The 23,917-nt window shown below is 68.9% G+C and carries 17 protein-coding genes and 2 pseudogenes; 10 read left to right on the top strand and 9 right to left on the bottom strand.

The window, feature by feature from the left end; all coding sequences use genetic code 11:
* Positions 1 to 718, bottom strand: a pseudogene (locus tag RBT42_RS02710) (acetyl-CoA C-acyltransferase); the annotation flags it as partial.
* A gap of 38 nt (positions 719 to 756) precedes the next feature.
* Complete coding sequence (locus RBT42_RS02705) at positions 757 to 2,874, bottom strand: 3-hydroxyacyl-CoA dehydrogenase NAD-binding domain-containing protein (protein WP_320362321.1); 2,118 nt, start codon at positions 2,872 to 2,874, stop codon at positions 757 to 759.
* A gap of 163 nt (positions 2,875 to 3,037) precedes the next feature.
* Between RBT42_RS02705 and RBT42_RS02700 the strand changes: the two genes are divergently transcribed.
* Positions 3,038 to 3,931 (top strand): LysR family transcriptional regulator, encoded by an 894-nt coding sequence (locus RBT42_RS02700; protein ID WP_320362320.1) that lies wholly within the window; start codon positions 3,038 to 3,040, stop codon positions 3,929 to 3,931.
* Positions 3,932 to 3,944: 13 nt separating this feature from the next.
* Here the strand turns inward: RBT42_RS02700 and RBT42_RS02695 are convergent, their stop codons facing one another.
* Together RBT42_RS02695 and RBT42_RS02690 are read right to left on the bottom strand one after the other, a co-directional pair.
* Positions 3,945 to 4,895 (bottom strand): diguanylate cyclase, encoded by a 951-nt coding sequence (locus RBT42_RS02695; RefSeq protein WP_320362318.1) that lies wholly within the window; start codon positions 4,893 to 4,895, stop codon positions 3,945 to 3,947.
* A gap of 5 nt (positions 4,896 to 4,900) precedes the next feature.
* Positions 4,901 to 9,187 (bottom strand): CHASE domain-containing protein, encoded by a 4,287-nt coding sequence (locus RBT42_RS02690; RefSeq protein ID WP_320362316.1) that lies wholly within the window; start codon positions 9,185 to 9,187, stop codon positions 4,901 to 4,903.
* 168 nt (positions 9,188 to 9,355) lie between these two features.
* On the opposite strand from RBT42_RS02690, the gene RBT42_RS02685 reads away from it, so the two are divergent.
* The 6 genes from RBT42_RS02685 (at position 9,356) to RBT42_RS02660 (ending at position 16,327) form a co-directional block, all read left to right on the top strand.
* Positions 9,356 to 11,350, top strand: coding sequence for an acetoacetate--CoA ligase (locus RBT42_RS02685; protein ID WP_320362314.1), 1,995 nt, complete (start codon positions 9,356 to 9,358; stop codon positions 11,348 to 11,350).
* Between the two features lie 24 nt (positions 11,351 to 11,374).
* Positions 11,375 to 11,743 carry a hypothetical protein gene (locus RBT42_RS02680; RefSeq protein WP_320362312.1) on the top strand — a complete coding sequence of 123 codons (369 nt, stop codon included), beginning with the start codon at positions 11,375 to 11,377 and terminating at the stop codon, positions 11,741 to 11,743.
* 150 nt (positions 11,744 to 11,893) lie between these two features.
* A complete protein-coding gene (locus RBT42_RS02675; protein WP_320362310.1) occupies positions 11,894 to 12,817 on the top strand; it encodes a hypothetical protein in 924 nt (307 codons plus the stop codon).
* Between the two features lie 82 nt (positions 12,818 to 12,899).
* Positions 12,900 to 14,249 carry an efflux RND transporter periplasmic adaptor subunit gene (locus tag RBT42_RS02670; RefSeq protein WP_320362309.1) on the top strand — a complete coding sequence of 450 codons (1,350 nt, stop codon included), beginning with the start codon at positions 12,900 to 12,902 and terminating at the stop codon, positions 14,247 to 14,249.
* 13 nt (positions 14,250 to 14,262) lie between these two features.
* Complete coding sequence (locus tag RBT42_RS02665) at positions 14,263 to 15,501, top strand: ABC transporter permease (protein WP_320362307.1); 1,239 nt, start codon at positions 14,263 to 14,265, stop codon at positions 15,499 to 15,501.
* A gap of 10 nt (positions 15,502 to 15,511) precedes the next feature.
* Complete coding sequence (locus RBT42_RS02660) at positions 15,512 to 16,327, top strand: ABC transporter ATP-binding protein (protein ID WP_320362305.1); 816 nt, start codon at positions 15,512 to 15,514, stop codon at positions 16,325 to 16,327.
* Here the strand turns inward: RBT42_RS02660 and pap are convergent, their stop codons facing one another.
* From pap to RBT42_RS02645, 3 genes are read right to left on the bottom strand one after another with little or no spacing between them, the layout of a single operon-like run.
* A complete protein-coding gene (pap, locus tag RBT42_RS02655) occupies positions 16,328 to 17,950 on the bottom strand; it encodes a polyphosphate:AMP phosphotransferase (RefSeq protein ID WP_320362303.1) in 1,623 nt (540 codons plus the stop codon). It lies immediately after the preceding gene.
* A 32-nt stretch (positions 17,951 to 17,982) separates the two neighbouring features.
* Entirely contained in the window at positions 17,983 to 19,536 is a 1,554-nt protein-coding gene (locus RBT42_RS02650; protein WP_320362301.1) for an NYN domain-containing protein, read from the bottom strand.
* The gene (locus tag RBT42_RS02645) at positions 19,533 to 20,390 is read right to left on the bottom strand and encodes a universal stress protein (protein WP_320362299.1); all 858 of its coding nucleotides are present in this window, start codon (positions 20,388 to 20,390) and stop codon (positions 19,533 to 19,535) included. The genes RBT42_RS02650 and RBT42_RS02645 overlap by 4 nt, the downstream gene beginning before the upstream one ends.
* A gap of 150 nt (positions 20,391 to 20,540) precedes the next feature.
* On the opposite strand from RBT42_RS02645, the gene RBT42_RS02640 reads away from it, so the two are divergent.
* Positions 20,541 to 20,873 (top strand): zf-TFIIB domain-containing protein, encoded by a 333-nt coding sequence (locus RBT42_RS02640; protein ID WP_320362297.1) that lies wholly within the window; start codon positions 20,541 to 20,543, stop codon positions 20,871 to 20,873.
* A 31-nt stretch (positions 20,874 to 20,904) separates the two neighbouring features.
* On the opposite strand, the gene ppk2 is transcribed toward RBT42_RS02640, so the two are convergent.
* Positions 20,905 to 22,050 carry a polyphosphate kinase 2 gene (gene ppk2, locus RBT42_RS02635; protein WP_320362295.1) on the bottom strand — a complete coding sequence of 382 codons (1,146 nt, stop codon included), beginning with the start codon at positions 22,048 to 22,050 and terminating at the stop codon, positions 20,905 to 20,907.
* Between the two features lie 146 nt (positions 22,051 to 22,196).
* Positions 22,197 to 23,126: pseudogene (bioB, locus tag RBT42_RS02630) on the bottom strand (biotin synthase BioB); the annotation flags it as partial.
* An 8-nt stretch (positions 23,127 to 23,134) separates the two neighbouring features.
* Between bioB and RBT42_RS02625 the strand changes: the two are divergent.
* Both RBT42_RS02625 and RBT42_RS02620 read left to right on the top strand, forming a co-directional pair.
* A complete protein-coding gene (locus tag RBT42_RS02625) occupies positions 23,135 to 23,326 on the top strand; it encodes a hypothetical protein (RefSeq protein WP_320362293.1) in 192 nt (63 codons plus the stop codon).
* Between the two features lie 106 nt (positions 23,327 to 23,432).
* Positions 23,433 to 23,903: an AtaL-like protein gene (locus RBT42_RS02620; protein WP_320362291.1), complete on the top strand. Its 471-nt coding sequence runs from the start codon at positions 23,433 to 23,435 to the stop codon at positions 23,901 to 23,903.
* Positions 23,904 to 23,917 lie beyond the last annotated feature (14 nt).

Genomic DNA, 23,917 nt, shown 5'->3' with positions numbered 1-23,917 from the left:
GGCCACGCACCGGGGCCAGCTTGGCCAGGCCTTCGTAGGTGGTGTCGGCGCGGTTGCAGGTGTCGTGATCGATCGAGACCTCTTTGTAGGACACCTCCTTGGTTTCCTTGTCGGTCACCCCCATGGTGGTCGTCACCGAGATGATCTCTTCCTTGAAGATGCCAGCGGCTTGTGCGGCGGCGGTTTTTTGCTGGCTGGCCAGCGAGAACTGGTCCTGTGCTTCACGGCTGATGGCGTAGCGCTGGGCCACCACGTCGGCCGTCTCGATCATGGTCATGTACAGATCGGGCTTGTGCTCCAGCAGCCAGGGGTCGATGCCCGACTCCAGGCCGGTGCCGTCCGGGCGGCGCAGGCCGGAGATGCTCTCCATGCCGCCAGCGACCATGACCGGGGCGCCGTCCACGATGATGCGGCTGGCCGCGGTGGCCACGGCCATCAGGCCCGATGCGCAGAAGCGGCTGACGGTGGCGCCAGCGATGGTGAGCGGCAGGCCGGCGCGCAGGGCGCTGGTGCGGCCCAGGTTGCGGCCGCTGCGGCCTTCGGGGTAGCCACAGCCAATGATGATGTCTTCGATCAGGGCAGGGTCCATGCCAGCGCGCTCGACTGCGGCCTTGACGGCAAAGGCCGTCAGTGTGGTGCCGGGGGTGACGTTGAATTCGCCCCGGTGGGCTTTGGTCATGGGGGTCCGTGCGGTGGACACGATGACGGCTTGGCGCATGATGCGGGTCTCCTAGGTGTTCTGCGGTGAGCGGCGGGTCAGGCCTTGTTCAGGCTGTCGAAGTTCTTGCCTTCCTGCACCAGCTTGACCAGCAGCGGGGCCGGTTGCCAGAACAGCGGGTCTTCCTTGGCGAAGGCTTCGATGTCGGCCAGGATCTGCGGCAGACCGACCAGGTCGGCGTACTTCATCGGGCCGCCCTTGTAGCGGGGGAAGCCGTAGCCATAGACCAGGGTCACGTCCACATCGAGCGGGCGCAGGGCGATGCCTTCGGCCACGACCTTGGCGCCTTCGTTGACCATGGCGGCCACATAGCGGCGCTCCAGCTCTTCGCGGGTGAAGGTGCGCGGGGTCACGCCGGCTTTGGCGCGCTCTTCGGCGATGATGGGCTCGACCGCCGGGTTGGGCTTGCCACCGCGGGTGCCGGCTTCGTAGACATACCAGCCCTGGCCGGTCTTCTGGCCGAACCAGCCGCGCTCGCACAGCTTGTCGGCGATGTGCACATAACGGGCCTTGGGGTCACGCGTGGCGGCACGGCGCTTGCGCGTGGCCCAGCCGATGTCGCCACCGGCCAGATCGCTCATTTCGTACGGGCCCATCGGGTAGCCGAAGGCACGCACCATGGCGTCGATCTCGAACGGCGAGGCGCCGTCTTCCATCATGTAGTCGGCGGCCTGGCGGTACACGGCCAGGATGCGGTTGCCGATGAAGCCGTCGCACACGCCAGCGCGCACGGGCACCTTCTTGAGCTTCTTGGCCAGCGCAAAGCCGGTGGCGACCACGTCGGCGCTCACCTTGGCGGGCACCACGATCTCCAGCAGCTTCATGATGTTGGCCGGCGAGAAGAAGTGCAGGCCGACCACATCTTGCGGACGCGAGACGCTGTTGGCGACCTCGTTGATGTCCAGGTAAGAGGTGTTGGTGGCCAGCACGGCGCCGGGCTTGCAGACGCGGTCGAGTTCGGCGAACACGGCCTTCTTGACGCCCATGTCTTCGAACACGGCTTCGATGACGATGTCGGCATCGGCCAACGCGTCGTAGCTCGTCGAGCCGTTGAAGCGCGCCAGGATGGCGGCCTTGCCTTCTTCGCTCAGGCGACCCTTGGCGATGGACCCGTCGTAGACCTTGGCGACGCGCGACTGGCCCAGGGCCAGGGCGGCGTCATCGCGCTCGATCATGGTCACGCTCAAGCCGGCGTCCAGCAGGGACACGGCAATGCCGGCACCCATGGTGCCGCCACCGATCACGCCGACCTTCTGGAAGGGACGGGGCTGGGCGGACTGGGTTTCGGGCGACTTGGTGACTTCACGCTCGGCAAAGAACACGTGGACCAGACCGGCACGCTGCGGGCTGTTGAGGCACTGGGTGAACAGCTCGCGCTCGACGGCCAGGCCTTCGGCAAAGGGCTGGTCCAGAGCGGCCTGCACGCAGTCCACGATCTTGGCGGGCGAGAACAGGCCCTTCTTCTTGGCCACATCGGCGCGGGCGGCGTCGATGGCGGCTTGCTGCGCGGCGCGGTCGGCCAGGGCGTCGGTTTGCTCACTGCTACGGCGCACCGGGGCACCGTCCGACAGCAGGCTGCGGGCGTAGGCAATGCCTTCGGCGGCGATGTCATCGCTGGTCGCAATGTGGTCGATCAGGCCCAGGCGCAGCGCTTCCTTGGCGCCAGCGTGGCGGCCGCTGAGCATCAGGTCGAGCGCGGCGGCGGCACCGGCCAGACGCGGCGCGCGTTGCGTGCCACCGGCGCCGGGCAGCAGGCCCAGGTTCACTTCGGGCAGGCCGACCTTGGCGGTCTCGACGGCCACGCGGTAGTGGGCCGACAGGGCGATTTCCAGGCCACCGCCCAGTGCGGCGCCATGGATGGCCGCGATCACCAGCTTGTCCGAGGCTTCGATCTGGTTGCACACATCGGGCAGCGAAGGCGCTTGCGGGGGCAGGCCGAATTCGCGGATGTCGGCGCCGGCCATGAAGTTGCTGCCCGAACCCGTGATCACGATGGCGTGCACGTCGGCGTTGCCGTTGAGCGCGGTGATCGCTTGTTGCAGACCTTGGCGCACCGCAGTACTCAGCGCATTGACGGGCGGGTTGGAGAGGGTCACCAGGGCGATGTGGTCGCTCACGGTGGTCTGGACAACGGGCGCGGCAGCGGTGGGTTCCATGGTGTGTCTCTTTCTTGGAGCAGAAAACGACCCGGGCCGGACGGCCAGCAGGTTGACACGGATTGTTCGACAGGGTCGCTGTCTTGACAATCCCTTCGGGCATTGACAGACTGTCAAGCAAAATTTGACAGTTGGCCCGCTCGACGGGCCGCTCTATTGCGCTATGGAACTGCAGTCCCTGTCGATGTTGGTCGAAATCCTCGACGCTGGCAACCTCTCCGAGGCCGCCCGGCGCCTGAAGATGAGCCGCGCCAACGTGAGCTACCACCTCAACCAGTTCGAGCGCGCTGTGGGCCAGCAGTTGGTGCGCCGCACCACCCGCCGCATCGAGCCCACTGAGATCGGGCTGCGGCTGTACGAGCACGGCCGCCAGATCCGCAACGAGCTGGAAGCCGCGCGTGAAACCGTCACCACCCTGGGCCAGACCCTGCAGGGGCGGGTGCGCCTGAGCGTGCCCAGCGGCTACGGCCAGTTGGTCATGGCGCCCTGGCTGATCGACTTCAAGCGCGCCTACCCCGGGATCGTGCTGGACGTGGTGTTTGAAAACCGCGTGGTCGACCTGATGCGCGACGAGGTGGACATTGCCGTGCGCGTGATGACCGACCCGCCTGACAATCTGGTGGCCCGCGACATGGGCTCGGTGCGCTACGTGGCGTGCGCCACACCGGGCTATGCCCAGGCCCAGGGCATGCCTGCCACGCTGGAAGACCTCTCGCGCGCGCCGCTGATCACCTCGGCGGTGGTGGGGCGGCAGCTGCGCCTGGCGGCGTATCTGGAGGGCGAGCGCCACGAGGTGCCGCTGTCGCCCACGCTCACCAGCGAAAACTTCCTGTTTCTGCGCGAGGCCATCGTGGCCGGCCTGGGCGTGGGCCTGGTGCCCGACTACGTGGTGCAGGACCTGGTCGAGCACGGCGAGATGGTCACCGCCCTCGACAACTGGAAGCTCAGCATCTTCGGCACCAAGATGTACATGCTTTACATGCCCAACCGGCACCACACGCGGGCGGCGTCCACCTTCATCGATTTCATGCTCGAGCAGGCACGCCGCGCGGCGTGAGCGAGGGCAGGCTTCAGTCCAGCACCGCGTGGCAGACCCGGGCCCGGCCCTCGGCCTTGGCGCGGTAGAGCTGGGCATCGGCCAGGGCCAGCAGGGCGGCCGCATCCTCGCGGGAGGTGGGGGCGCGCACGGCCAGGCCCGCGCTGATGGTCAGGACCTCGGCGACGCTCGAGGCGGGGTGGGCGATGGCCAGCTCGCGCACGGCCAGCTTCATGCGTTGGGCCACCTGCCGGGCGCCGTCCAGGTCGGTGTCGGGCAGCAGGCAGGCGAACTCTTCGCCGCCGTAGCGGCACACCACATCACCAGGGCGCAGGGCCGTCTCGGTGAGGGCATGGGCCACCTGGCGCAAAGCCTCGTCGCCGCGCTGGTGGCCCAGCTCGTCGTTGTACTGCTTGAAGAAGTCCACGTCGACCAGGATCAGGCTCAGGGGCTTGCCCGTGCGCTGCGCCCGACCCCACTCGTCGCTCAGCCGCTCATCGAAGTAGCGGCGGTTGAAAACGTGGGTGAGCGCGTCGATGAAGACCAGGCGCTTGAGCAGGTCGGTCTGGCGCTTGAGGGTCAGGTGGGTGCGCACCCGCGCGCGCACCACCGCCGGGTTGATGGGCTTGGTGATGAAGTCCACCGCGCCGGCGTCCAGGCCCCGGGTCTCTTCCTGGGCTTCGTGGTGGGCCGTGACGAAGAGCACCGGGATGTCGCGGGTGGCGCTGTCCTGCTTGAGCTGGCGGCAGACCTCGTAGCCGTCCATCTCCGGCATCATCACGTCGAGCAGGATGACGTCGGGGCTTTCCTGGCGCGCCGTCTGCAGGGCCTGCGCGCCCGAGGTGGCCATGAAGACCTGGCAGTCGTCCGCAAAGACGCGGTAGAGCACCTGGATGTTGGTGGGCTGGTCATCGACCACCAGCAGCCGGGGCTTGCGCTCGGGCTCTTTGAGCAGATCGGCCAGGGCCGCATCGACAGGCAGCATCCGTGTCACTCCAGGGGCCAGGTGGTCAGCAGATGCTGACCGTGTTCGATGGCCTGGGCAAAGTCCAGGTGGGCCATCGCGTCGTTGAGGGGCGTCAAGGCCTCGCCCAGGGCCGGGCCGTGGGCGGCCTGCAGGCGGGCGTGGCAGTCGAGCGCGGTCATGTCCGAGTGTTGCAGCAGTTTAATCAGCTCCTGCAGCTGCGTGTGCAACAGAGTGCGGTCGAGGGGTGCCAGGGCGTCGGTGGCGGCCTGCGTGGGTGGGGGCAGGGCGGCCAGCAGCGCGGGCAGGCGGGTGTGGGCGGTCTCCATGGCGCTCAGCAGCTGTTCCAGCCAGGCGGGACGCGGCCCGTCGAGCAGGGGCGCTGGGCAGGCCTGTTCGGCCGCCGCCGCCAGCGCTTGCAGCGTGTGCAGGCCCAGGGTGCCGGCCAGGCCCTTGAAGCCGTGCAGCCAGGCCCGCAGGGCGTGGGCGTCATGCTGGGCCCAGTCCTGGCGGGCCTGCGCGACGGCGTCCGGCAGTTGCTCGCAGAACCGCGCGAGCAGGCGCCGGTACACGTCCTGTCGGTGGCCCAGGCGCGCGAGGGCGGCGTCCAGGGCCACGCCCTGCACCTGGGCCTCGGCCTGGGCGGCCGGCAGCAAGGTGGGAGTCAGGCTGCGCACCCGCATGGCCGGGGCGCTGGCGGCCGGGGCCAGCGCCCGACGGCCATGGGTCAGCACGGTCTCGACCAGGTGGTTCAGGTCGAAGGGCTTGCCGACGTGGGCCACCATGCCCGCCTCGCGGCACGCGGCCAAGTCGGCAGGCAGGGCGTTGGCGGTCATCGCGATGATGGGCGGGGCGGCCTCGCCCAGGGCCTCACGCAAGGTGCGCGTGGCCGTGAGGCCGTCCATCACGGGCATCTGCACGTCCATCAGCACCGCGTCGATCAGGTCCGGGGCGTTGAGCACCGCCTGCACGCCCTCGGCGCCGTTGTGGGCCATGCTGACCTCGGCGCCTTCGTCGCTCAGCAACTCGCTGGCGACCTGGCGGTTGTTGGGGTTGTCTTCCACCAGCAGCAGATGCCAGCCGGCGAGGCGGCGCGTGGGGGCAAGGGCGTCCAGCGGCATGGGGGAGCTGGGGTCGGCATCGGCGGCGGTGGGCAGGCGCAGCGCGAGGTCGAACCAGAAGGTGCTGCCCTGTCCGGGCTCGCTGCGCACCAGCACCTGGCTGCCCATCAGCTGGATCAGGCGCCGGCTGATGGCCAGGCCCAGGCCCGTGCCGCCGTACTGGCGGGTGGTCGAGCCTTCGGCTTGCGAGAAGCCTTCGAAGATGCGCGAGAGGGCGTCCGGGCTCATGCCGATGCCGGTATCGCGCACCGAAAAGCGCAGCCGCACCTGCTCGTCGTCTTGCGACAGCACGTCCAGCGTCACGTCAACCTGGCCCTGGTGGGTGAACTTGATGGCGTTGCCGCCCAGGTTGATCAGCACCTGCAGCAGGCGCAGATCGTCGCCGACCAGGCGGTCGGGCAGGGCGGGGTCGAGCACGAAGTGCAGGGCCACCGGCTTGTCGCCCAGGTTGGCCGACATCACCACGTGCAGGTCGCTCAGCAGACGGGCCACCGAGAAGGCCCGTGGGTGCAGGCTCATCTTGCCGGCTTCGATCTTGGAGAAGTCCAGGATGTCGTTGAGCAGGCCCAGCAGCGATTGCGCCGCTCGTTCGGCCTTGCTGGTGTAGTCGAGCTGACGCGCGTCCAGCGCCGTCTTGTGCAGCAGGCGCAGCATGCCCAGGATGGCGTTCATGGGCGTGCGGATTTCGTGGCTCATGTTGGCCAGGAACTGGCCTTTGGCCGCGCTGGCCTGTTCGGCGACCTGCTTGGCCTGCTGCAGCGAGGTCTCGTACTCCAGGCTCTGGGTGCGGTCCTGGACGATGCCCAGGTAGCCCGTGAGCTCACCCTGTGCGGAGCGCATCTCGGTGACCACGCTGGACACCGGCACCAGGCTGCCATCCTGACGGACATAGTTGAGGTGGCGCACCTGGCCCAACACGCCGGGTTCGATCAGGAGCTGCTGCGGCGTGGGTTCGATGTTGCCGAGTCGCGCCCGCACGGAGGCGCGCCGCGCAGCGATGCGGGCCGGGTCATGGAAGCGCAAGGGGGTGGCCTGGCCCACGATCTCGCTGGCGGGGCAGCCCAGCAGTCGCTCGGCGCCGGTGTTGAACACGCGGATCACCAGGTCGGCGTCCGTGGCGATCACCGCGATGCCGGACGCGGCATTGAGCACATTGGTCAGCAAGGTGCTGGTGTCGCGCAGCTGCTGCTCGGTCAGCTTGCGCAGGGTCACATCGTGGCGGATGGCGACGAAGCGTTCGACCCGGCCGTCGGCATCGAGGAAGGGCGCGATCACGCTGTCTACCCAGTACAGCGAGCCATCCTTGGCGCGGTTGCAGATTTCGCCACGCCAGGGCCGACCGGCCGTGACCGTCTCCCACAGGTGGGCCCAGAAGGCGCGGTCGTGCACGCCCGAGTTGTTGATGTGGTGGGTCTGGCCCAGCAGTTCGGCCCGGCTGTAGCCGCTCAGGGCGCAGAAGGCGTCGTTGACCTCGACGATGTGCCCGCTGCGGTCGGTGACGGAGATGAGCGCATGTGCGTTGAGGGTGCGCAGCAAGGCATCGGTGTCACGTTGGGCGGCCTCCAGCCGGCGCTTGGCCTCTTTCAGGTCTGAAATGTTCTGGGCGATCTCGATGAAGCCCAGCAACTCGCCCTGCGCCGTGCGGCGGGGCTGGATCTCGGTGTCGATCCAGAAGGTGTGGCCGTCCTTGCCGCGGTTGAGCAGCTCCACCCGGCAGCCTTCGCCGCGTGCCAAGGCGGCGTCGAGCTCGACCAGCCGTTCGGTGGGGCAGTCGGGCGTGCCAACGAGTGTGCGCATCAACTGGCCCTTGGCCTCGTCAAAGCTGTAGCCGTACAGGCGCGTGAAACCCTCGTTGACCCAGCTGATGCGCATGTCAGGGTCGGTGATCATCACGGCATTGGAGGTGCGGCGGGCCACCTCGGCGAGGCGTTCGAGGTCGGCCGTCAGCCGGGCCGCCTGGGCTTCGGTGCGGGCCCGGGCACTGGCCAGCATCCAGGTGGCCAGCGCCAGCAAGGCGCTCAGCAGCGAGCCGCCCAGCACGATCCAGCTCGGGGTGCTGCGGTCCACGCGCTGCTCGAACGCGGCATTGGCCTGGGTGCGCAGCACGTACTGACGTCCGGCAATCGAGAGGGTGCGTCGGGCCTGGAAGCGTTGGCTGTATTCGCTCGCGGCGGGGCCGTCGGCGCGGAACATCTCGACCGGGTCGACATCGGTTTCGTCGCTCAGGCTGACGTTGACCTGCCGGTCGCTGGTGTCGAACAGGCCCTGCATCAGCTCGTCGATCACGATGGGCGCGTAGTAGATGCCCACCAGCCTGTCGCGGCGCTGGGCTGCGCTCAGCGGCGGGGAGGCACCCTGGTAGAGCGGCAGCAGGTACAGCACGCCCGGGCGCTGTCGTTCGTCCTGCTTGAGCGTGATCGGCCCGGTCAGGGTCGGTTGTCCCGTCTCAATGGCACGGAGCACCCCGGCCCGGCGCACCGGCTCGGACCCCACGTCCAGCCCCAGAGCGGCCTGGTTGGTGGCCGAGGGCTCGATCATCTTGATCACGTACAGATCGGGCGCGGTGCCCTGGGTGCTGACCGTGAAGGTCTCGGCGTGGTCAGCGCGCTCGGCGCGTTCGAATGCGCTCATCTCGCTGCGCGGCACCTTGACGATGTAGCCAAAGCCGCGCACCCCCGGGAACTGCTGATCCAGGTTGATGGCATGGACATAGTTGCGAAACGAGGCGCGGTCGAGCTTCTCGCTGGCATTGTGGGTGCCGTGCGCGCCGCGCAGGCCGAACAGGGGCATGGCAAAGCGCTGGTGGATGCTTTGCTCCAAGCGCGCGGAGATCCGCCCGAAGCGTTCGCGGGCCTGGTCTTCGATGGTGGCACCGGTGCGCTGGCCGGCCCACAGGCTCAGCAGCATGCCGGTGACCAGTACGATCAGGCTCAGGCCCAGGCTGCCGGCCGCATCGAGCGCGAGGGTTGGGTGGCCCCCCTGGCGGGCATGACGCTGGAAGGCCCGCACGCTGCGCCACCACACGATGGGGGCCAGGGCGAGCACGAGCAGCACCGCATCGGCCACCGCTTCACGCCAGCCGCTGACGCCTGGCAGGCTCAGCGGCACCAGCCGCATGATCACCAGCTCGATCAGGGCCGCAGCGAGGGTGACTTCCAGAACCAGGCGAATGTAGGGGGTCGAAAGCTTCATGTCGCGGGGCGGTGAGCGTGTCGTGATTGTCACCCGGGCGGTGGCGAATGCGGAGGATGTTTCGGCTTTTCGGTCACAGGGGATGTGCGGACTCAGGCTTATCCAGCATGGCGCGGCCGGGTGTGTGGGGCTAAATTGCGACGATTGCCTCCAAAGGACCTGCGCCCCATGACGCCTCCCTACGTTCCCCAGATCCGGCTATACCAGGACTGGCTGGCCGCCGAACGCGGCCTGCATTTCGATTCGTACGACGCGCTGTGGCGCTGGTCGGTCACCGACCAGGAAGCCTTCTGGCAAAGCCTGTGGGACTACGACGGCATGGTTTCGCCCACGCCGCACACCGCGGCCCTGGCCGATGCCCGCATGCCGGGCGCACGCTGGTTCGAGGGCGCCCAGGTCAACTACGCTCAGCGCGTGCTCAGCCATGTGGCGCCGGCCCACGCTGCGGGCTTTCCCGCCATCGTCAGCGAGAACGAGCTGGGCGAGGTGCGCGAGCTCAGCTGGCCCGAGTTGCGCCGCCAGGTGGCGTCGCTGGCGTTGACCTTGCGCGAGCTGGGCGTGCAGCGTGGCGACCGCGTGGCTGCCTACCTGCCCAACACGCCCGAGACGGTGGTCGCCTTCCTGGCCTGTGCCAGCGTCGGGGCCATCTGGAGCGTGTGCGCGCCCGACATGGGCACGCAGGCCGTCGCCGACCGCTTTGCGCAGATCACGCCGCGCGTGCTGATCGCCGTCGATGGCATCCACTATGCCGGCAAGGCCCTGGACCGCGGCGCCGTGGTCGAGGCCCTGCGCGCCGACCTGCCCACGGTCGAGCACCTCATCGTGCTGCGCAGCCCCTACGCCACCCACCACGTGGCGGCCGAGCGCGAGTTCGCCCAAGCCATTGCCCGCGACGACGCGGCCACCGCCGCCTTCGAGCCCGAGTGGCTGCCGTTCGACCACCCGCTGTGGATTGTCTATTCCAGCGGCACCACCGGCCTGCCCAAGGCCCTGGTGCACGGCCACGGCGGCATCGTGATGGTGAGCGCGGCCTCGCGCAAGCTGGGCGATGTCGGCTGCAGCTACGCGCCCAACAGCCTGGGCGAGCGCTTTCACTGGTACAGCACCACCGGCTGGGTGATGTGGAACAGCCAGGTCAGTGGCCTGCTCGATGGCGCCACCATCTGCTTGTACGACGGCAGCCCCGCCGGTTCGAAAGACGCGCCCGACTGGTCGGTGCTGTGGCGCTTCGCGGCCCGCCACCGCGTCACCTACTTCGGCGCGGGGGCGGCCTTCTATGCCGGTTGCATGAAGGCCGGCATCGACCTGACCGCCTGCGGCGACCTCACGCGCATCCGCGCCCTGGGCTCCACCGGCTCGCCCTTGTCCGAAGACGTGCAGCGCTGGGGCACGGCGCAGTTCGCGCGCCTGGGCACGCCCGACATCTGGTGGAACAACATCTCGGGCGGCACCGACTTCTGTGGTGTCTTCATCGGCAGCCACCGCGAGCTGCCGCAGCAACCCGGGCGTCTGGCCTGCCGCCAGCTTGGCAGCGCCGTCGAAGCCTGGAACGAAGCGGGCGGGCCGGTCATCGACGAGGTGGGCGAGCTGGTCTGCACGCGCCCCTTGCCGTCCATGCCGCTCTACCTGTGGGGTGACAGTGGCAACGCCCGTTACCTGTCGAGCTACTTCGACGTCTACCCCGGCATCTGGCGCCACGGCGACTGGGTGCGCATCCACCCGGACGGCAGTTGCATCATCTACGGCCGCAGCGACGCCACCATCAACCGCCACGGCCTGCGCATGGGCACCAGCGAGATCTACGCCGCCGTCGAAGCCCTGCCCGAGGTGCTCGACGCCATGGTGATCGACCTGGAGTACCTGGGCCGGCCCAGCCGCATGATCCTGTTCGTGGTGCTGCGCGACGGGCTGACGCTGGACGAGGCCTTGCGTGAGCGCATCCACGACGCCATCAAGACCACGCTGTCGCCGCGCTTCATTCCGGACGACCTGTGGCAGGCGCCCGAGATCCCGCGCACGCTGTCGGGCAAGAAGCAGGAGGTGCCGATCAAGAAGCTCTTCCTGGGCCACGACATCCGCAAGGTGGTGAACCCCGAGGCGATGGCCAACCCCGGTTGCCTGGCTTGGTATGCCGAACAGGCCGCCCAGGCGAACGCCGCGTAGGAATTCGGCGTAAGCTCGGCGCGCATGACGCTGAACTACCTGGAATTTGACTACAGCGAAGACGCCGAGGGCATCGGCACCTTCGAAACCCTGGCCTCGGTGAGCCCTTCGCAGGTGGCCGCCGTGCATGCCGAGGTGGCCGAGGTGCTGGCCTGGGCCTTTCGCACCTTCCCCGACGGGCACGGCCCCGTGGCCGAAGGCTTCGAGTGGGACCACGACCTGCAGGGCCAGCGCGAGTTCACCGCGGCCGAGTCCCTGTGCTTTGACGAGCGCACCGGCCGCATCAGCGTCGAGCCCCAGCCGCCCGGCACACCGCGCCACACTGTGAGCCTGTCGCTCAGCGGCACGCCGGCCTTTTGCGACGCCTTGCGTGCGCAGTTCGATCTGGGTTGATTTCGATCCCGGGTTGAACCGGCAGCACTCGCCCCGCGCCCCGCCACCGGGGCCTCACTACAATGGCGCCCCTTCGGTTGCGGCCCCTCTGGCCACGCCGAGAGCCTGCCTTCCGGGCGCGCACCGCCCCTACCTGTCTGTCTGCCCACCATGAACATCACCGTCCTCGAGGAACTGCGCGCCTACATCGATCCGCTGACCCCGGAGGAGCATGCCTCGCTCGAGCGCAGCATCCTGGCCGAAGGCTGCCGCGACGCGCTGGTGCTGTGGGGCGACGTGCTGGTGGACGGCCACAACCGCTATGGCATCTGCCAGAAACACGGGCTCCCCTTCCAGACCGTGCAGAACCCGCGCTTCACCTGCATGGAAGACGTGCACCTGTGGATGATCGACCAGCACCTGGGCCGACGCAGCGTGTCCGACTTCCAGCGCGGCGTGCTGGCGCTGCGCAAGAAGGAGATCCTGAGTGCGCGCACCCAGGCCGTGCAGGCGGGGCTGGCCGCCGCCCAGGCCGAAGCCGCTGCGGCCCAGGCCGAGCGTGAGGCCGCTGAATCAGGGCAGGGCGGGGACGCCGAGGCCGCCAAGCCCGCCATCCCCAGCCGCGAAGAACTGGCCCGCGTGGCCCGCCTGAGCAGCACCACCGTCGCCCAGATCGAGAAGATCCAGAAGGCCGCCGCGCCCGAGCTGGTCGAGGCCGTCAAGGCCGGCACCATCTCCATCAATGCCGCAGCCACCGTGGCCTCGCTGCCGGTCGAACAGCAGGTCGCCGCCGTGGCCGGGGGCAAGAAAGAGCTGCAGCAGGCCGCCCGCCAGGTGCGCGAGGCCCGCGCTGCGGCCCGCATGGCCCGAGCACCTCAGACCGAGGGTGACCTGCCTTCGGATCACAGCGCCCCAGCGCCCGAGGTGGACGACGGCCCTCGCCCCGGCGAAGCGCCCGAGGCCACCATCGCCCGCCTGCTGCAGACCGTGGCCAGCCTGCGCGCCGAGAACGCCCGCTGGCAGGCGCGCTGGCAAGCCGCCCAAGCTGCCACGGACAACAGCGCCGCCCCTGACGCAGGCTTGCCGCCGTTTTGAGTCGGCAAGCGGGGCGGTGATTTCGGGCACACTTTGAGTTCGCCCCCCGTCGTCCCCGACTCACCCCCTTGACCCGCCTGTCATGCCTGCATCGTCTTCATCCTGGTGGACCCGACCTCGTTGGTGGCTGATCGCCGCCGTGGTGCTGCTGGGGTTGATCGCGGCGGGGCTGTGGGGGCGGGCCCAAGCCGTGGCCGTGATCACCGTGGCGTCCCAGCCCCTGGTGCGCACCCTGCAGTTCACCGGTCGCGTCAAGACCCCGGCCCGTGTGGATGTGGGCGTGACACTGACCGGCCGGGTGCAGCAGGTGCGCGTGCGCGAGGGCGACGTCGTGGCCCAGGGCGATGCCCTGATCGAGCTGGAGGCCGACGAATGGCGTGCCGCCTGGCTGCAGGCCCAGGCCAGCGCGCAACAGGCCCAGGCGCGACTGGGCAGCGTGCAGGCCCTGGCGCTGCCGAGTGCCGAGGCCACCTTGGCTCAGGCCGAGGCCACCGTGCTGCAGGCCGAGCGCGATCTGGCCCGCACCCGCGAGCTGGTCGCCCAACAGTTCTACAGCCAGGCCCGCCTGGACGAGGCCCAGCGCAGCGTGGCCGTGGCCCGCGCCCAGCGTGATGCGGCCCGCGTGCAGGTGCAGGCCAATCGCCCGCAAGGCGCCGAGCGCGCCGGCAGCCAGGCCCAGTTGGCGGCGGCGAAGGCGGCGGTCGAGGTGGCCCGTGCCAAGCTCGACCAGGCCACCGTGCGCGCCCCTGGCCCCGGTCGTGTGCTGGTGCGCAGCGTTGAGCCCGGCCAGATCGTGCAGGCCGGCAAAAGCCTGTTGACCCTGTCGGTGGACGGCCCCACCGAACTGGTCGCCCAGGTGGACGAACGCTACCTTGGCCAGTTGCAGGTCGGCCAACGCGCCGCCGTGCTGGCCGATGCCTACCCGGCCCAGCCTTTCGAGGCCGTGGTCGATCGGCTCGCCCCGGCCGTCAATGCCCAAAGCGGCGCGGTCGAGGTGACGCTGCGCCTGCAGGGCGAGCGCCCCGCCTTCTTGCGCGAAGACATGACCCTGTCCATCGAAGTGGTCACCGCCCGTGAAGCCGCGGTACTGGCGCTGCCCTTGCAGGCCGTGCGCGACGCGGCCGACGGCGCCCAGACCCGTGCCAGCGATGGCCGGGCCACCGTGCTGGTGTTGGCAGACGGTCGTGCCCAGGTGCGTGAGGTGACGCTGGGCCTGCGCACCTTGGACCAGGTCGCGGTGCGCAGCGGTCTGCGTGCGGGCGAGCAGGTGCTGCTTGACCCAACCGTGACCCCGGGCACCCGCGTGCGTGCGCTCACGCAGGCCGAGTCCGCGCAACAGAACGCTGCGCAAAAGGCCACTCCGGCCCCTTCGCAAGGCGGCGTCTCGCGCGACCGCGCCGAGGGCGGTATCTCCCAGACCTTCAGCCGCTGAAACGGGCTGTATCGTGCGCCCCCCGACCTTCTCCGCGCTGGGCTTCGAATGGCGGGTGGCCGTGCGCTTCCTCACCGAGGGGCGCTTCCAGAGCCTGCTCATCATCGTGGGCGTCGCCGCAGGCGTGGCCGTGGTCGCCTACATCTCGGCCCTCATCACCGGTTTGCAGCGCAACACCCTGGAGAAAACCTTGGGTGCCCAGGCCCACATCAGCGTCTCCCCGCTGGAAGAGCGCGTCACCCCGGCCCTCGCGCCACAGGTGGGCAGTGTGCGCTGGAGCGACACCCAGGCGCGCGCCCAGCGCCTCCAGACCATCACCAACTGGCAGGCGATCGCCACCTTGCTGGCACAGCGCCCGGGCGTTTCGGCCGTGTCTCCGATGACCTCGGGCGCGGCCCTGGCCCAGCGCGGTGAGGCCACCCGCGCCATCGCCCTGTCCGGCGTGGAACTGAGCCGCTACGATCGCATCGTCAACCTGCGCAGCAAACTGGTGGCCGGCACCCTGACCCTGTCGCCTGGCGAAGCCATCATCGGCCAGACCCTCGCCGAGGACCTGGGCGTGCGCGTGGGCGACCGCATCACCGTGGTCATCAACGAGCGCCTCGACACGGTGCGCCTGACGGGTCTGGTCGATCTGGGCATCAAGGACCTCAACCGCCGCATGGTGCTGGTGCCGTTGCGTTCGGCCCAGACCCTGCTGAACCTGCCCGGCGGCGTGACCCAGATCGACCTGCGCCTGGACGATGTCTGGACCGCGCAGGACCTGGCCAAGGTACTCGCCCGCGAGCTGCCCAACAAGGTCGAAAGCTGGCAAGAGGCCAATGCCCAGCTGGTGTCGGCCCTGCGCGCGCAAAGCGTCAGCACCGCCGTGATCCGCACCGTGGTGATGCTGGTGGTGGTGCTGGGCATTGCCAGCGTGCTGGTGGTCTCGGTGGTGCAAAAGCAGCGCGAAATCGGCATCCTGCGCGCCATGGGCACCACCCGCGGCCAGATCCTGCGGGTGTTCCTGCTGCAAGGCGTGCTGGTGGCCACGCTGGGCTCCCTGCTCGGCGTCTTGCTGGCCGCCGGCCTGATCGCCGGCTTCACGGCCTTCGTGAAAGGCTCGGATGGCCTGCCGCTGTTCGCCATCACCTTGCCGCCCGCGATGGCCCTGCAGATCGTGCTGATCACCAGCGTGGCGGGGGTGCTGGCCGCCGTGGCCCCGGCACGCCGGGCCGCGCACATGGACCCGGCCCAGGCCATCCGGATGTGAGGCGCACGACATGAGCCAGCCCGGCCTCCCCCAGCCTGTCATGCCCGCATCGACTGCATCGTCCTCATTGCCCACCCCATCCGAGGTGTCTGCCGCCGCGCCGGCCTCGGCATCTCGGGCTGGCCGCGACCTGGTGGTGCTCACCGACCTGCGCAAGCGCTACAACGTCGGTCAGCCCAACGAAACCGAGGTGCTGCATGGCCTGAACCTGCGCCTGGCCACCGGCGAGTTCGCTGCCCTGATCGGCCCCTCGGGCTCAGGCAAGAGCACCTTGCTCAACATCCTCGGCCTGCTGGAGCCCGCCACCAGCGGCCGCTATGTGCTCGATGGCCAGTCGGTCGCCGAGCTCGACGACGAGGCCCTGACCCGCCTGCGCCGCGACACCCTGGGCTTCGTCTTCCAGTTCCACCACCTGCTGCCGGCCTTCACCGCGCTGGAAAACGTGCTGATGCCCGTGCTGGCCCGCGATGGCGGCATCGGGCCGCGTGAGCGCGAACGCGCCCGCAGCCTGCTCGACGCCGTGGGCCTGGCCCATGCGATGGACCGTGTGCCGGGCGCCTTGTCGGGGGGCATGCAGCAACGCGTCGCCATGGCGCGGGCGCTCATGCTCGAACCCAAGCTGGTGCTGGCCGACGAGCCCACCGGCAACCTCGACACCGCCTCGTCCAGCGAGGTGTTCGCGCTGATGCGACGCATCCACGAACAGGTCGCCACCACCTTTCTGGTGGTCACGCACGACCCGCGCCTGGCCGGGCGCTGCGACCGCGTCATCGAACTGGTCGATGGGAGGGTGGCCAGCGACGGGGCGCCGCCCACGACCGCCTGATCAGTCCTTTTTGGCGCGTCCGGCCTTGCGGGCTTTGCCGGCCTTGTGCTTGGCTTTGTGTTTGCCCTTGCCGTGCCGCTCCGTGGCCGCCTCCGGTCCGAGGCCACGGTCCCAGGCCCCGGCATGCATCCCGTCGGGCATCCCCCGCTCCAGCTCGGCCTCCAGTCGTTCGCACAGGGTCCGCAGCACCTTGACCCGCGCATGGCGCTTGTCGTCCGACTCGACCAGCGTCCAGGGCGCCTCGCCGGTGCTGGTGCGCTCGACCATGTCGCACACGGCCTGCTGGTAGGCGTCCCACTTCTCGCGGTTGCGCCAGTCTTCTTCCGTGATCTTGAACTGCTTGAAGGGCACCTTGGCGCGCTCTTCAAAACGTCGCAGTTGTTCGTCGCGGCTGGTCTGCAGCCAGAACTTGATGACGATGATGCCGGATGCACTCAGCTCGTGCTCGAAGTCGTTGATCTCGTTGTAGGCGCGCAGCCAGTCGCTCTCGCTGCAAAAACCTTCCACACGTTCCACGAGCACGCGCCCGTACCAGGTGCGGTCAAAAATCGTCAGGTGCCCGCGGCGGGGCAGGTGGTGCCAGAAGCGCCACAGATAGGGCTGGGCCTTCTCGGCCTCGTTGGGGGCGGCCACCGGCACGATCTGGTACTGGCGCGCGTCCAGCGCCGACGCAATGCGCCGGATCGCGCCGCCCTTGCCTGCGGCATCGGCCCCTTCGAAGGCGCACACCAGCGCCCGGTCCTTGAAGCGCGGATCGCGCATCAGCTCGAACAGGCGTGCCTGCCAGCGCGACAGCTCGCTCTCGTACTGCCGCTCCTCCATCTTGAGCGTCAGGTCCAGCTCGGTCAGCACATTGCGCCCGTCGGTGTCCACGCGCACCATCGGGGCCACCGGGGGATGGGCGGGCTCCGGGCTGGCCAGGCGCGCGCGGATCGCGTCCAGCATCACCTTGCCCACCGTCAGGTGGCGGTAGCGGTCGTCGCTGCCGTCCAGCACCACCCACGGCGCCTGCGGCGTGTTGGTCATGCGCAGCATGTGGCCGGCAGCCTCTTGCAGCTTGTCAAAGGTCTTGAGGCGGTCCCAGTTCCATTGGGTCACACGCCAGGCGGTGCGGGGGTCGCTGGCCAGCGACTTCAGGCGCTTGCGCTGCGCGTCCTTGGTCAGGTGGAACCAGAACTTCAGCACCAGGGCGCCCTCGTTGACCAGCATGGCCTCGAAGCGGTTGATCTGGTCGGCGCGCGCGTCCAGCTCCTTGAGCGACATGTGGCCCAGCAGACGCTCGCGGATCGGATCGGAATACCAGGAGCCGGCAAAGATGCCGATGCGGCCCTTGGGCGGCAGCGAGCGCCAGTAGCGCCACATGTGCGGGCGCTCGCGTTCTTCGTCGGTGGGGTCGGCAAAGGCCAGGGTGGACAGAAAGCGTGGGTCCATCCACTCGTAGAGCAGGTTGATGGTCTCGCCCTTGCCGGCGCCATCCTGTCCGCTGACGAGCACCAGCACGGGCATCTTCTTGCGCTCAAACAGCTCGATCTGCGCGTCGAGCAAGGCGGCGCGCAAGGCGGGTACCTCGGCCTTGTAAACGTCCTTGCTGATCTTGTGCCCGATGGCGGCCGATTCAAACATCGTGCGTCTCCTGTTGTGCTGGGTGCGGCGCCTCAGGGCGCGCCTTGCTCGCTCACCACCCAGCCTAGCAGGGCGGCCCGGTCGGCGTCGCTGATGGTCATGCCCTCGCGCTCGCATGCGGCCAGCGCCACCCCACAGGTGGTGGCCACGAGGTCGTCGAACGAGGTGGCCGACGTCGTCGGGTCAAAGCCGTTGAAAAGCAGCGCCCGCAGCAGCGCGTGGATGTCGGGGCGGCTCACGCTCACGTGTGCGTCCAGACACCGCTCGTGGATGCGCTTGCTGGTGTGGGCCAGCGCGTAGGGTCCTTCGGCCAAAGCATGGGACAGGGCCTGCAGCACCGCACGGTACTTGTAGCCCGGCATGGCGGGCAGGTTGGCCACCTGCAGCATGGGTGCCACCTGCGGCCAGCGCGGGTCGCGCGAGGGCTGGTCGCCCGCGGTGGCCGCCGACTGGCTCAGGAAGTCCGGGCTGTGACGCTGGGGGTCGAGGGCATGCCCCCCCAGGTGCGACCACGAGATCTCGACGCCCGGCGGGTGCAGTGTCTCCAGCAGGCGCTTGAAGGTGCCGTGGCCCAGCCAGTCGGTGTCGATGCCGGGGATGTGCTGGCGCACCAAGTGCGCCAGTCGGGCCACCGCCACGGGCCGGGCCGAACTGGCCACGGCGTCGGCCAGCAGGCGCTCGATCTGCGCGCGCGGGTCGGACGGGGCAGCGGAGGCTGCCGCGGGGGCGCTCGGTGGTGCGTCCGTCCGCCCGTTGCGAGGCGCCTCGGCGGGGGCGGCGCCGCGCAACCGACGCGGATCGTACAGCCAGTTGTTCTCGCGGTCGATGCGCAGCGGCTCCAGCGTCAGATCGCGCAGAAAGCCCGTGAAGGTGCCACGCCCGGCCCAGCGCGAGTCGGTCAGGCCCGGCACCTGCGTGGCCAGGATGCGCGTGAGCGCCGGCAGCATGATGGGCTCGGGCGACTTGTCCATCACCGACCAGATCAGGGCTTCGGCCTGTGACAGCAGGCTTTCGAAGTCCGGCGGGGCTGTGGGGGTGGTGTCCTCGTCGCCAAAGCCCAGGGCCTCGCTCACGAAGGCGTCCGGGTCGATGATCAGGTCGGACGAGGCATCGTAAGACGCCGAGGTGGCGCCGGCCGCGAAGATGGTGGTGCGGCGGTCGTCACGGCGCAGCTTGCGCAGCAGCGGCGTGAAATCGGCATCGGCCGAGAACACGATGAACTCGTCGTAATGCGTGGGACTTTGCAGCACGTCCACCATGTCCAGCACCATGTGGATGTCGGTGCTGGTCTTGCCCGCTGAGGTCATGGGCGGGCAGTCGATGATCTCGAAGCCGGCCTTGCTGAACCCGAAGCGAAAGCGCTGGTACATCACCGGGTTGAGGTAGCAGCGTCGCACCAGGATGCGCCGCTGCACCGGGGCCTCGGGGGCCAGGGGCATGGCCAGCTGGGTCGTGACCCAGTTCAGCCAGCGCAGCGGGTCGCTGGCGAAGGCCTCGGCATAGGCCACGTCCAGGCGCCGCAGCCCGGAGTACACATTGTCAAAGTCGACAAACAGCGCGGACTTCAGGGCCGAGGGCGTGCTCATCGCAGCACCATCACGGGCACCGGGCTCAGACGCAGCAAGGTGGTGGTCGTGCTGCCGACGATGAACTCGCGGATGCGCGAGTGCCCGTAGGCCCCCATGGCCAGCAGGCTGCGTGGGCGCTGGCCCAGCAGGTTCAGGATCTCGGCTTCCGGCTCACCGGGCGACAGCAGGGTCTCGACGTGGCGGCCGTCGGCCTCCAGCTTCTGGCGCGCGGTCAGCAAGGTGGCGCGGTGCTCCGGGGTGTCGGCCCCCACCATCAACAGCGTCACCGGCAGGCCGGTGAGGATGGGGCTGGCCGCCAGGCGCTCGACCACGCGCTGCGCGGTGGGGCTGCCGTCGTAGGCCACGACGATCTGGTCGGGGGCGGTGAAGGCCTCGCTGGGCACCACCATCACCGTGCGGCTGACGCTGCGCACCACGCGCTCGATGTGGTGGTCCAGGTGGCGGCGTCCGCGCGGGGCGGTGTCGCGGTTCTGGCCGAGCACGAAGACGCGGGCGTCGGCCTGCCAGCTCAGGGTGGCATCACTCAGCTCATCGGTGCGCACCACGCTGTCGACGGCGCTCAGGCCGGCCGCGCTGGCACGGGCCTGCGCGGCGCTGATCATGCGCTGGCCGGCCTGCTGGGCCAGTTGGGTGCGCTGGGCATCGAGCTCGCTGAGTTGCTGCAGCAGCACGTCGGGGGCGCCCAGGCCGATGGCGGCATTGGCGTCCAGGCCGGTGGCCAGCACCGGCTGGGGTTCGATCACGTGGGCGAGCGTCAGGGGGCAGGACAGGCGCTGCGCCGCCCAGGCCGCTGCATCGATCACGGCGGAGGTGTTGGCGCGGCCGTCAATGCAGGCGTAAACCTTGTTCATGTGTGTGCTTCGTCTGTGGGGTCGTTGAAATTCTAAGTCGCGGTCAATCTATCGAATCCTTCGCATCATGCGCGTGGATTTTTCTGGTGTTCACGAAGGGTGCGAGGCGCTATCGTCGGGGCCTTGTCTGTTGTTGCCGAGGAGCCCCCGATGAAATGCCCCCATTGCCATGATGTCACCCTGGTCATGTCGGAGCGCCAGGGCGTGGAGATCGATTACTGCCCGCAGTGCCGCGGGGTGTGGCTTGACCGCGGTGAGCTGGACAAGCTGATCGAGCGCAGCGCCACCGTGGCGGCGGCCCCGGCGCCCTTGCCGCAGGCGGCCTATGCGCCGCAACCGGCCGCCCACGCGCCGCACCCGGCACAGCCCCAGGCGCCACAGCGCCCGCCGCACCACCGCGATTTCGATGATTCCGACTTTGGCAAGCACAGCCGCCAGGGCTACCGCAAGCCCAAGTCCTGGCTCAGCGAGATCTTCGACTGAGCATCGAGACGGGCCGGCGGGCCCCGAACCGTCAGGCCTTGTCGGGCGAGTCGCCGTCGTGCTCGCCCTCTTCATAGACCACGTTGGCGCGCCCCACCAGCAGCGGATCGGGCATGGGCACATGGTGCAGGTCCTTGTTGGTGTAGGGCAGCTTGTGCAGCACGTAGCGCATGGCGTTGAGGCGTGCGCGCTTCTTGCAGTCGCTCTTGATCACCGTCCAGGGCGCATCGGCGGTGTCGGTGTGGAAGAACATCGCCTCCTTGGCGTGGGTGTAGTCGTCCCACTTGTCGAGCGAGGCCAGATCCACCGGTGAGAGCTTCCACTGCTTGAGGGGGTGGGTCTCGCGCTCCTTGAAGCGGCGGCGCTGCTCGTCACGGCTCACCGAGAACCAGAACTTGATCAGGTGCACGCCCGAGCGCACCAGGTTGCGCTCGAACTCGGGCGCCTGGCGCATGAACTCCTTGTACTCGGCTTCGGAGCAAAAGCCCATCACCTTCTCGACGCCGGCGCGGTTGTACCAACTGCGGTCAAACAGCACGATCTCGCCGGCGGTGGGCAGGTGCTGCACATAGCGCTGGAAGTACCACTGACCGCGCTCCACATCGCTGGGCTTTTCCAGCGCGACCACGCGCGCACCGCGCGGGTTGAGGTGTTCCATCATGCGCTTGATGGTGCCGCCCTTGCCGGCGGCATCGCGCCCCTCAAACAGGATCACGACCTTCTGCCCGGTGGTCTTGACCCAGGCCTGCAGCTTGAGCAACTCCACCTGGAGGCGGTACTTCTGCTTCTCGTAATTCTTGCGCGACATCAGGTTGCGATACGGGTAGGCCGTTGCATCGCGCCAGTGGGGGCTGAGCTCCTCGTCGGGGTGCACGGTCACCTCGGGCTCGTCGAGCATGCCCTTGAGCGCGGCGCGCAGCACCTCGGCGTCATCGGGCGAGGCGCCTTTGAGCACGGCCTCCAGCGCGTGGGCCAAGGTGGCGGGTGGCGTTTGCGTGACGATGTCGCGCAGAGCCTCGACCTGGGCGATCTGGCTCGCTTCGGTGGCCTGGGCGGCCGTCTGCTGTGCCAGGCCCTCAGGGGTCAGCGCGGTGCTGATGTCGCCGGCCGAAGCCCGGCGTGAGGTGGGGCGGCGTGCGGCAGGGCGGGGGCGAGGCGAGGAAGTGGGCGCGGCCATCGGGCAGGGTCTCCGGGGGGCTGGATGAAACAATCTGCAAGCGTACCCCGACGCCCACCGGCGGAGCGGGATGGCCGCCTGGATTGCTCATTTATTCCAACGCCGACTGGGCCCAGGCCGCCAGGCCGCCGGGCCTCGCCGCCAGCTCAGGCCGCCTGGGCCTTGGCCGTCACGGCCTTGCCGCTTTTCAGGCCCAGCTTGGCCATCAGCGCCTGGTCCTTGTCGAATTCGGGGTTGCCGGTGGTCAGCAGCTTGTCGCCGTAGAAGATCGAGTTGGCGCCGGCCAGGAAGCACATCGCCTGCACGGCTTCGCTCATGGCCTGGCGGCCGGCCGACAGGCGCACACGTGCGGTGGGCATGGTGATGCGAGCCACGGCGATGGTGCGCACGAACTCCAGCGGATCGAGCTGCGGGGTCTCCGCCAGCGGGGTGCCGGGCACACGCACCAGGTCGTTGATGGGCACCGACTCGGGGTAGACCGGCAGGTTGGCCAGCTGGGCGATCAGGCCGGCGCGGCCTTCACGGGTCTCGCCCATGCCCACGATGCCGCCGCTGCACACCTTCAGGTTGGCCTTGCGCACGTGTTCGAGCGTGTGCAGGCGGTCTTCCAGGTCACGCGTGGTGATGATGTCACCGTACAGCTCGGGGGCGGTGTCGAGGTTGTGGTTGTAATAGTCCAGGCCGGCATCCTTGAGCGACTGGGCTTGCGAGTCGGTCAGCATGCCCAGCGTGCAGCAGGCCTCCAGACCTTCCTGCTTGATCACGCCAATCAGCTCGGCCACCTTCTCGATGTCGCGGTCTTTGGGGGCGCGCCAGGCGGCACCCATGCAGAAGCGGCTGGCGCCGGCATCGCGCGCGGCGATCACGGCCTCGCGCACCTCGTCGGGCGACATCAGCTTGCTGGCTTCCACGCCGGTGTCGTACGAGGCCGATTGCGGGCAGTAGCCGCAGTCTTCCGGGCACCCGCCAGTTTTCACCGACAGCAAGGTGGCGTGTTCGATTTCGTTGGCATCCCAGTGGGCGCGGTGCACCTGCTGGGCCTGCCACAGCAGGTCGTTGAAGGGCAGGTTGAACAGCTAGCACCTTGGCGCGCGGCCAGCGGCCGTCGGCGAAATCCGGATCGGTGCAGGCACCGCCGCAGCCATGGCTGTTGAGCACCGACTTCGGCGGCACGAGCTTGATGGGCTGGGCCGAGGGGGCGGCGGCCGGGGCTGCAGAAGACGAGGTCGTGCACTGGGACATGGCGAGGTCCGCGCTTGAACGCGGCTGGAGTTGAAACACAAGCGAGCGCCAGTTTAGTCTCCTTGCCGGGTGACTGTCTTGACGTCATGCGCAATGTGTTGACGCAACAGGGTTATCGCGTCAGCGGTAAGCTTCGCCCCATGCGTTTTGAACACCTCATCGAAGTCAATGCCCCGGCGACCAGCCTGCAGCTGATGGCGCCCGCTTTCACGCGCGAGCAGCTTTGGCAGGGCCTGATGCTGCGCGTGCAGCAGCCCCAGCGCTTTCCCATGGGGCCCGAGTCCTGCACCTGGCGCGAAACCGAGCCGGGCGTGTATGCGCGCACCCAGGTCTTCGGTCCGCACACGCTCCGCGACGTGGTGGTCGCCAGGCCGCACGCCGAACTCGTCTTCACGCCCGAGACCCATGGCGACACCGCCCCGATCCGGCTGACCATTCGCATTGAAGAGCCTCAAGCCGGGCAGATGGTGCTGCGATTTGTGTACGAAGCGCTGGCCGAGCAGAGCGAGGAAGAGCGCTACTACAACGACTACCGTCACAATGCCTGGTTGCACAACGACCGCGACATGGTGCGCACGCTGCGCCAGTGGCTGTCGGACGAGGGCCTGTGAGGCGCTGTGGGCCC

It is taken from the genome of Aquabacterium sp., from assembly GCF_034003525.1.
GTDB lineage: Bacteria > Pseudomonadota > Gammaproteobacteria > Burkholderiales > Burkholderiaceae_C > Aquabacterium.
The sequence above is the reverse complement of the archived record's forward strand: the minus strand, read 5'-3'. Positions and strand labels throughout refer to the sequence as shown.

Bases quoted from the DNA above. Each gene is read 5' to 3' on its own strand.
- RBT42_RS02705 (WP_320362321.1), bottom strand. From the start codon at position 2,874: ATGGAACCCACCGCTGCCGCGCCCGTTGTCCAGACCACCGTGAGCGAC.
- RBT42_RS02700 (WP_320362320.1), top strand. From the start codon at position 3,038: ATGGAACTGCAGTCCCTGTCGATGTTGGTCGAAATCCTCGACGCTGGC.
- RBT42_RS02695 (WP_320362318.1), bottom strand. From the start codon at position 4,895: ATGCTGCCTGTCGATGCGGCCCTGGCCGATCTGCTCAAAGAGCCCGAG.
- RBT42_RS02690 (WP_320362316.1), bottom strand. From the start codon at position 9,187: ATGAAGCTTTCGACCCCCTACATTCGCCTGGTTCTGGAAGTCACCCTC.
- RBT42_RS02685 (WP_320362314.1), top strand. From the start codon at position 9,356: ATGACGCCTCCCTACGTTCCCCAGATCCGGCTATACCAGGACTGGCTG.
- RBT42_RS02680 (WP_320362312.1), top strand. From the start codon at position 11,375: ATGACGCTGAACTACCTGGAATTTGACTACAGCGAAGACGCCGAGGGC.
- RBT42_RS02675 (WP_320362310.1), top strand. From the start codon at position 11,894: ATGAACATCACCGTCCTCGAGGAACTGCGCGCCTACATCGATCCGCTG.
- RBT42_RS02670 (WP_320362309.1), top strand. From the start codon at position 12,900: ATGCCTGCATCGTCTTCATCCTGGTGGACCCGACCTCGTTGGTGGCTG.
- RBT42_RS02660 (WP_320362305.1), top strand. From the start codon at position 15,512: ATGAGCCAGCCCGGCCTCCCCCAGCCTGTCATGCCCGCATCGACTGCA.
- pap (WP_320362303.1), bottom strand. From the start codon at position 17,950: ATGTTTGAATCGGCCGCCATCGGGCACAAGATCAGCAAGGACGTTTAC.
- RBT42_RS02650 (WP_320362301.1), bottom strand. From the start codon at position 19,536: ATGAGCACGCCCTCGGCCCTGAAGTCCGCGCTGTTTGTCGACTTTGAC.
- RBT42_RS02645 (WP_320362299.1), bottom strand. From the start codon at position 20,390: ATGAACAAGGTTTACGCCTGCATTGACGGCCGCGCCAACACCTCCGCC.
- RBT42_RS02640 (WP_320362297.1), top strand. From the start codon at position 20,541: ATGAAATGCCCCCATTGCCATGATGTCACCCTGGTCATGTCGGAGCGC.
- ppk2 (WP_320362295.1), bottom strand. From the start codon at position 22,050: ATGGCCGCGCCCACTTCCTCGCCTCGCCCCCGCCCTGCCGCACGCCGC.
- RBT42_RS02620 (WP_320362291.1), top strand. From the start codon at position 23,433: ATGCGTTTTGAACACCTCATCGAAGTCAATGCCCCGGCGACCAGCCTG.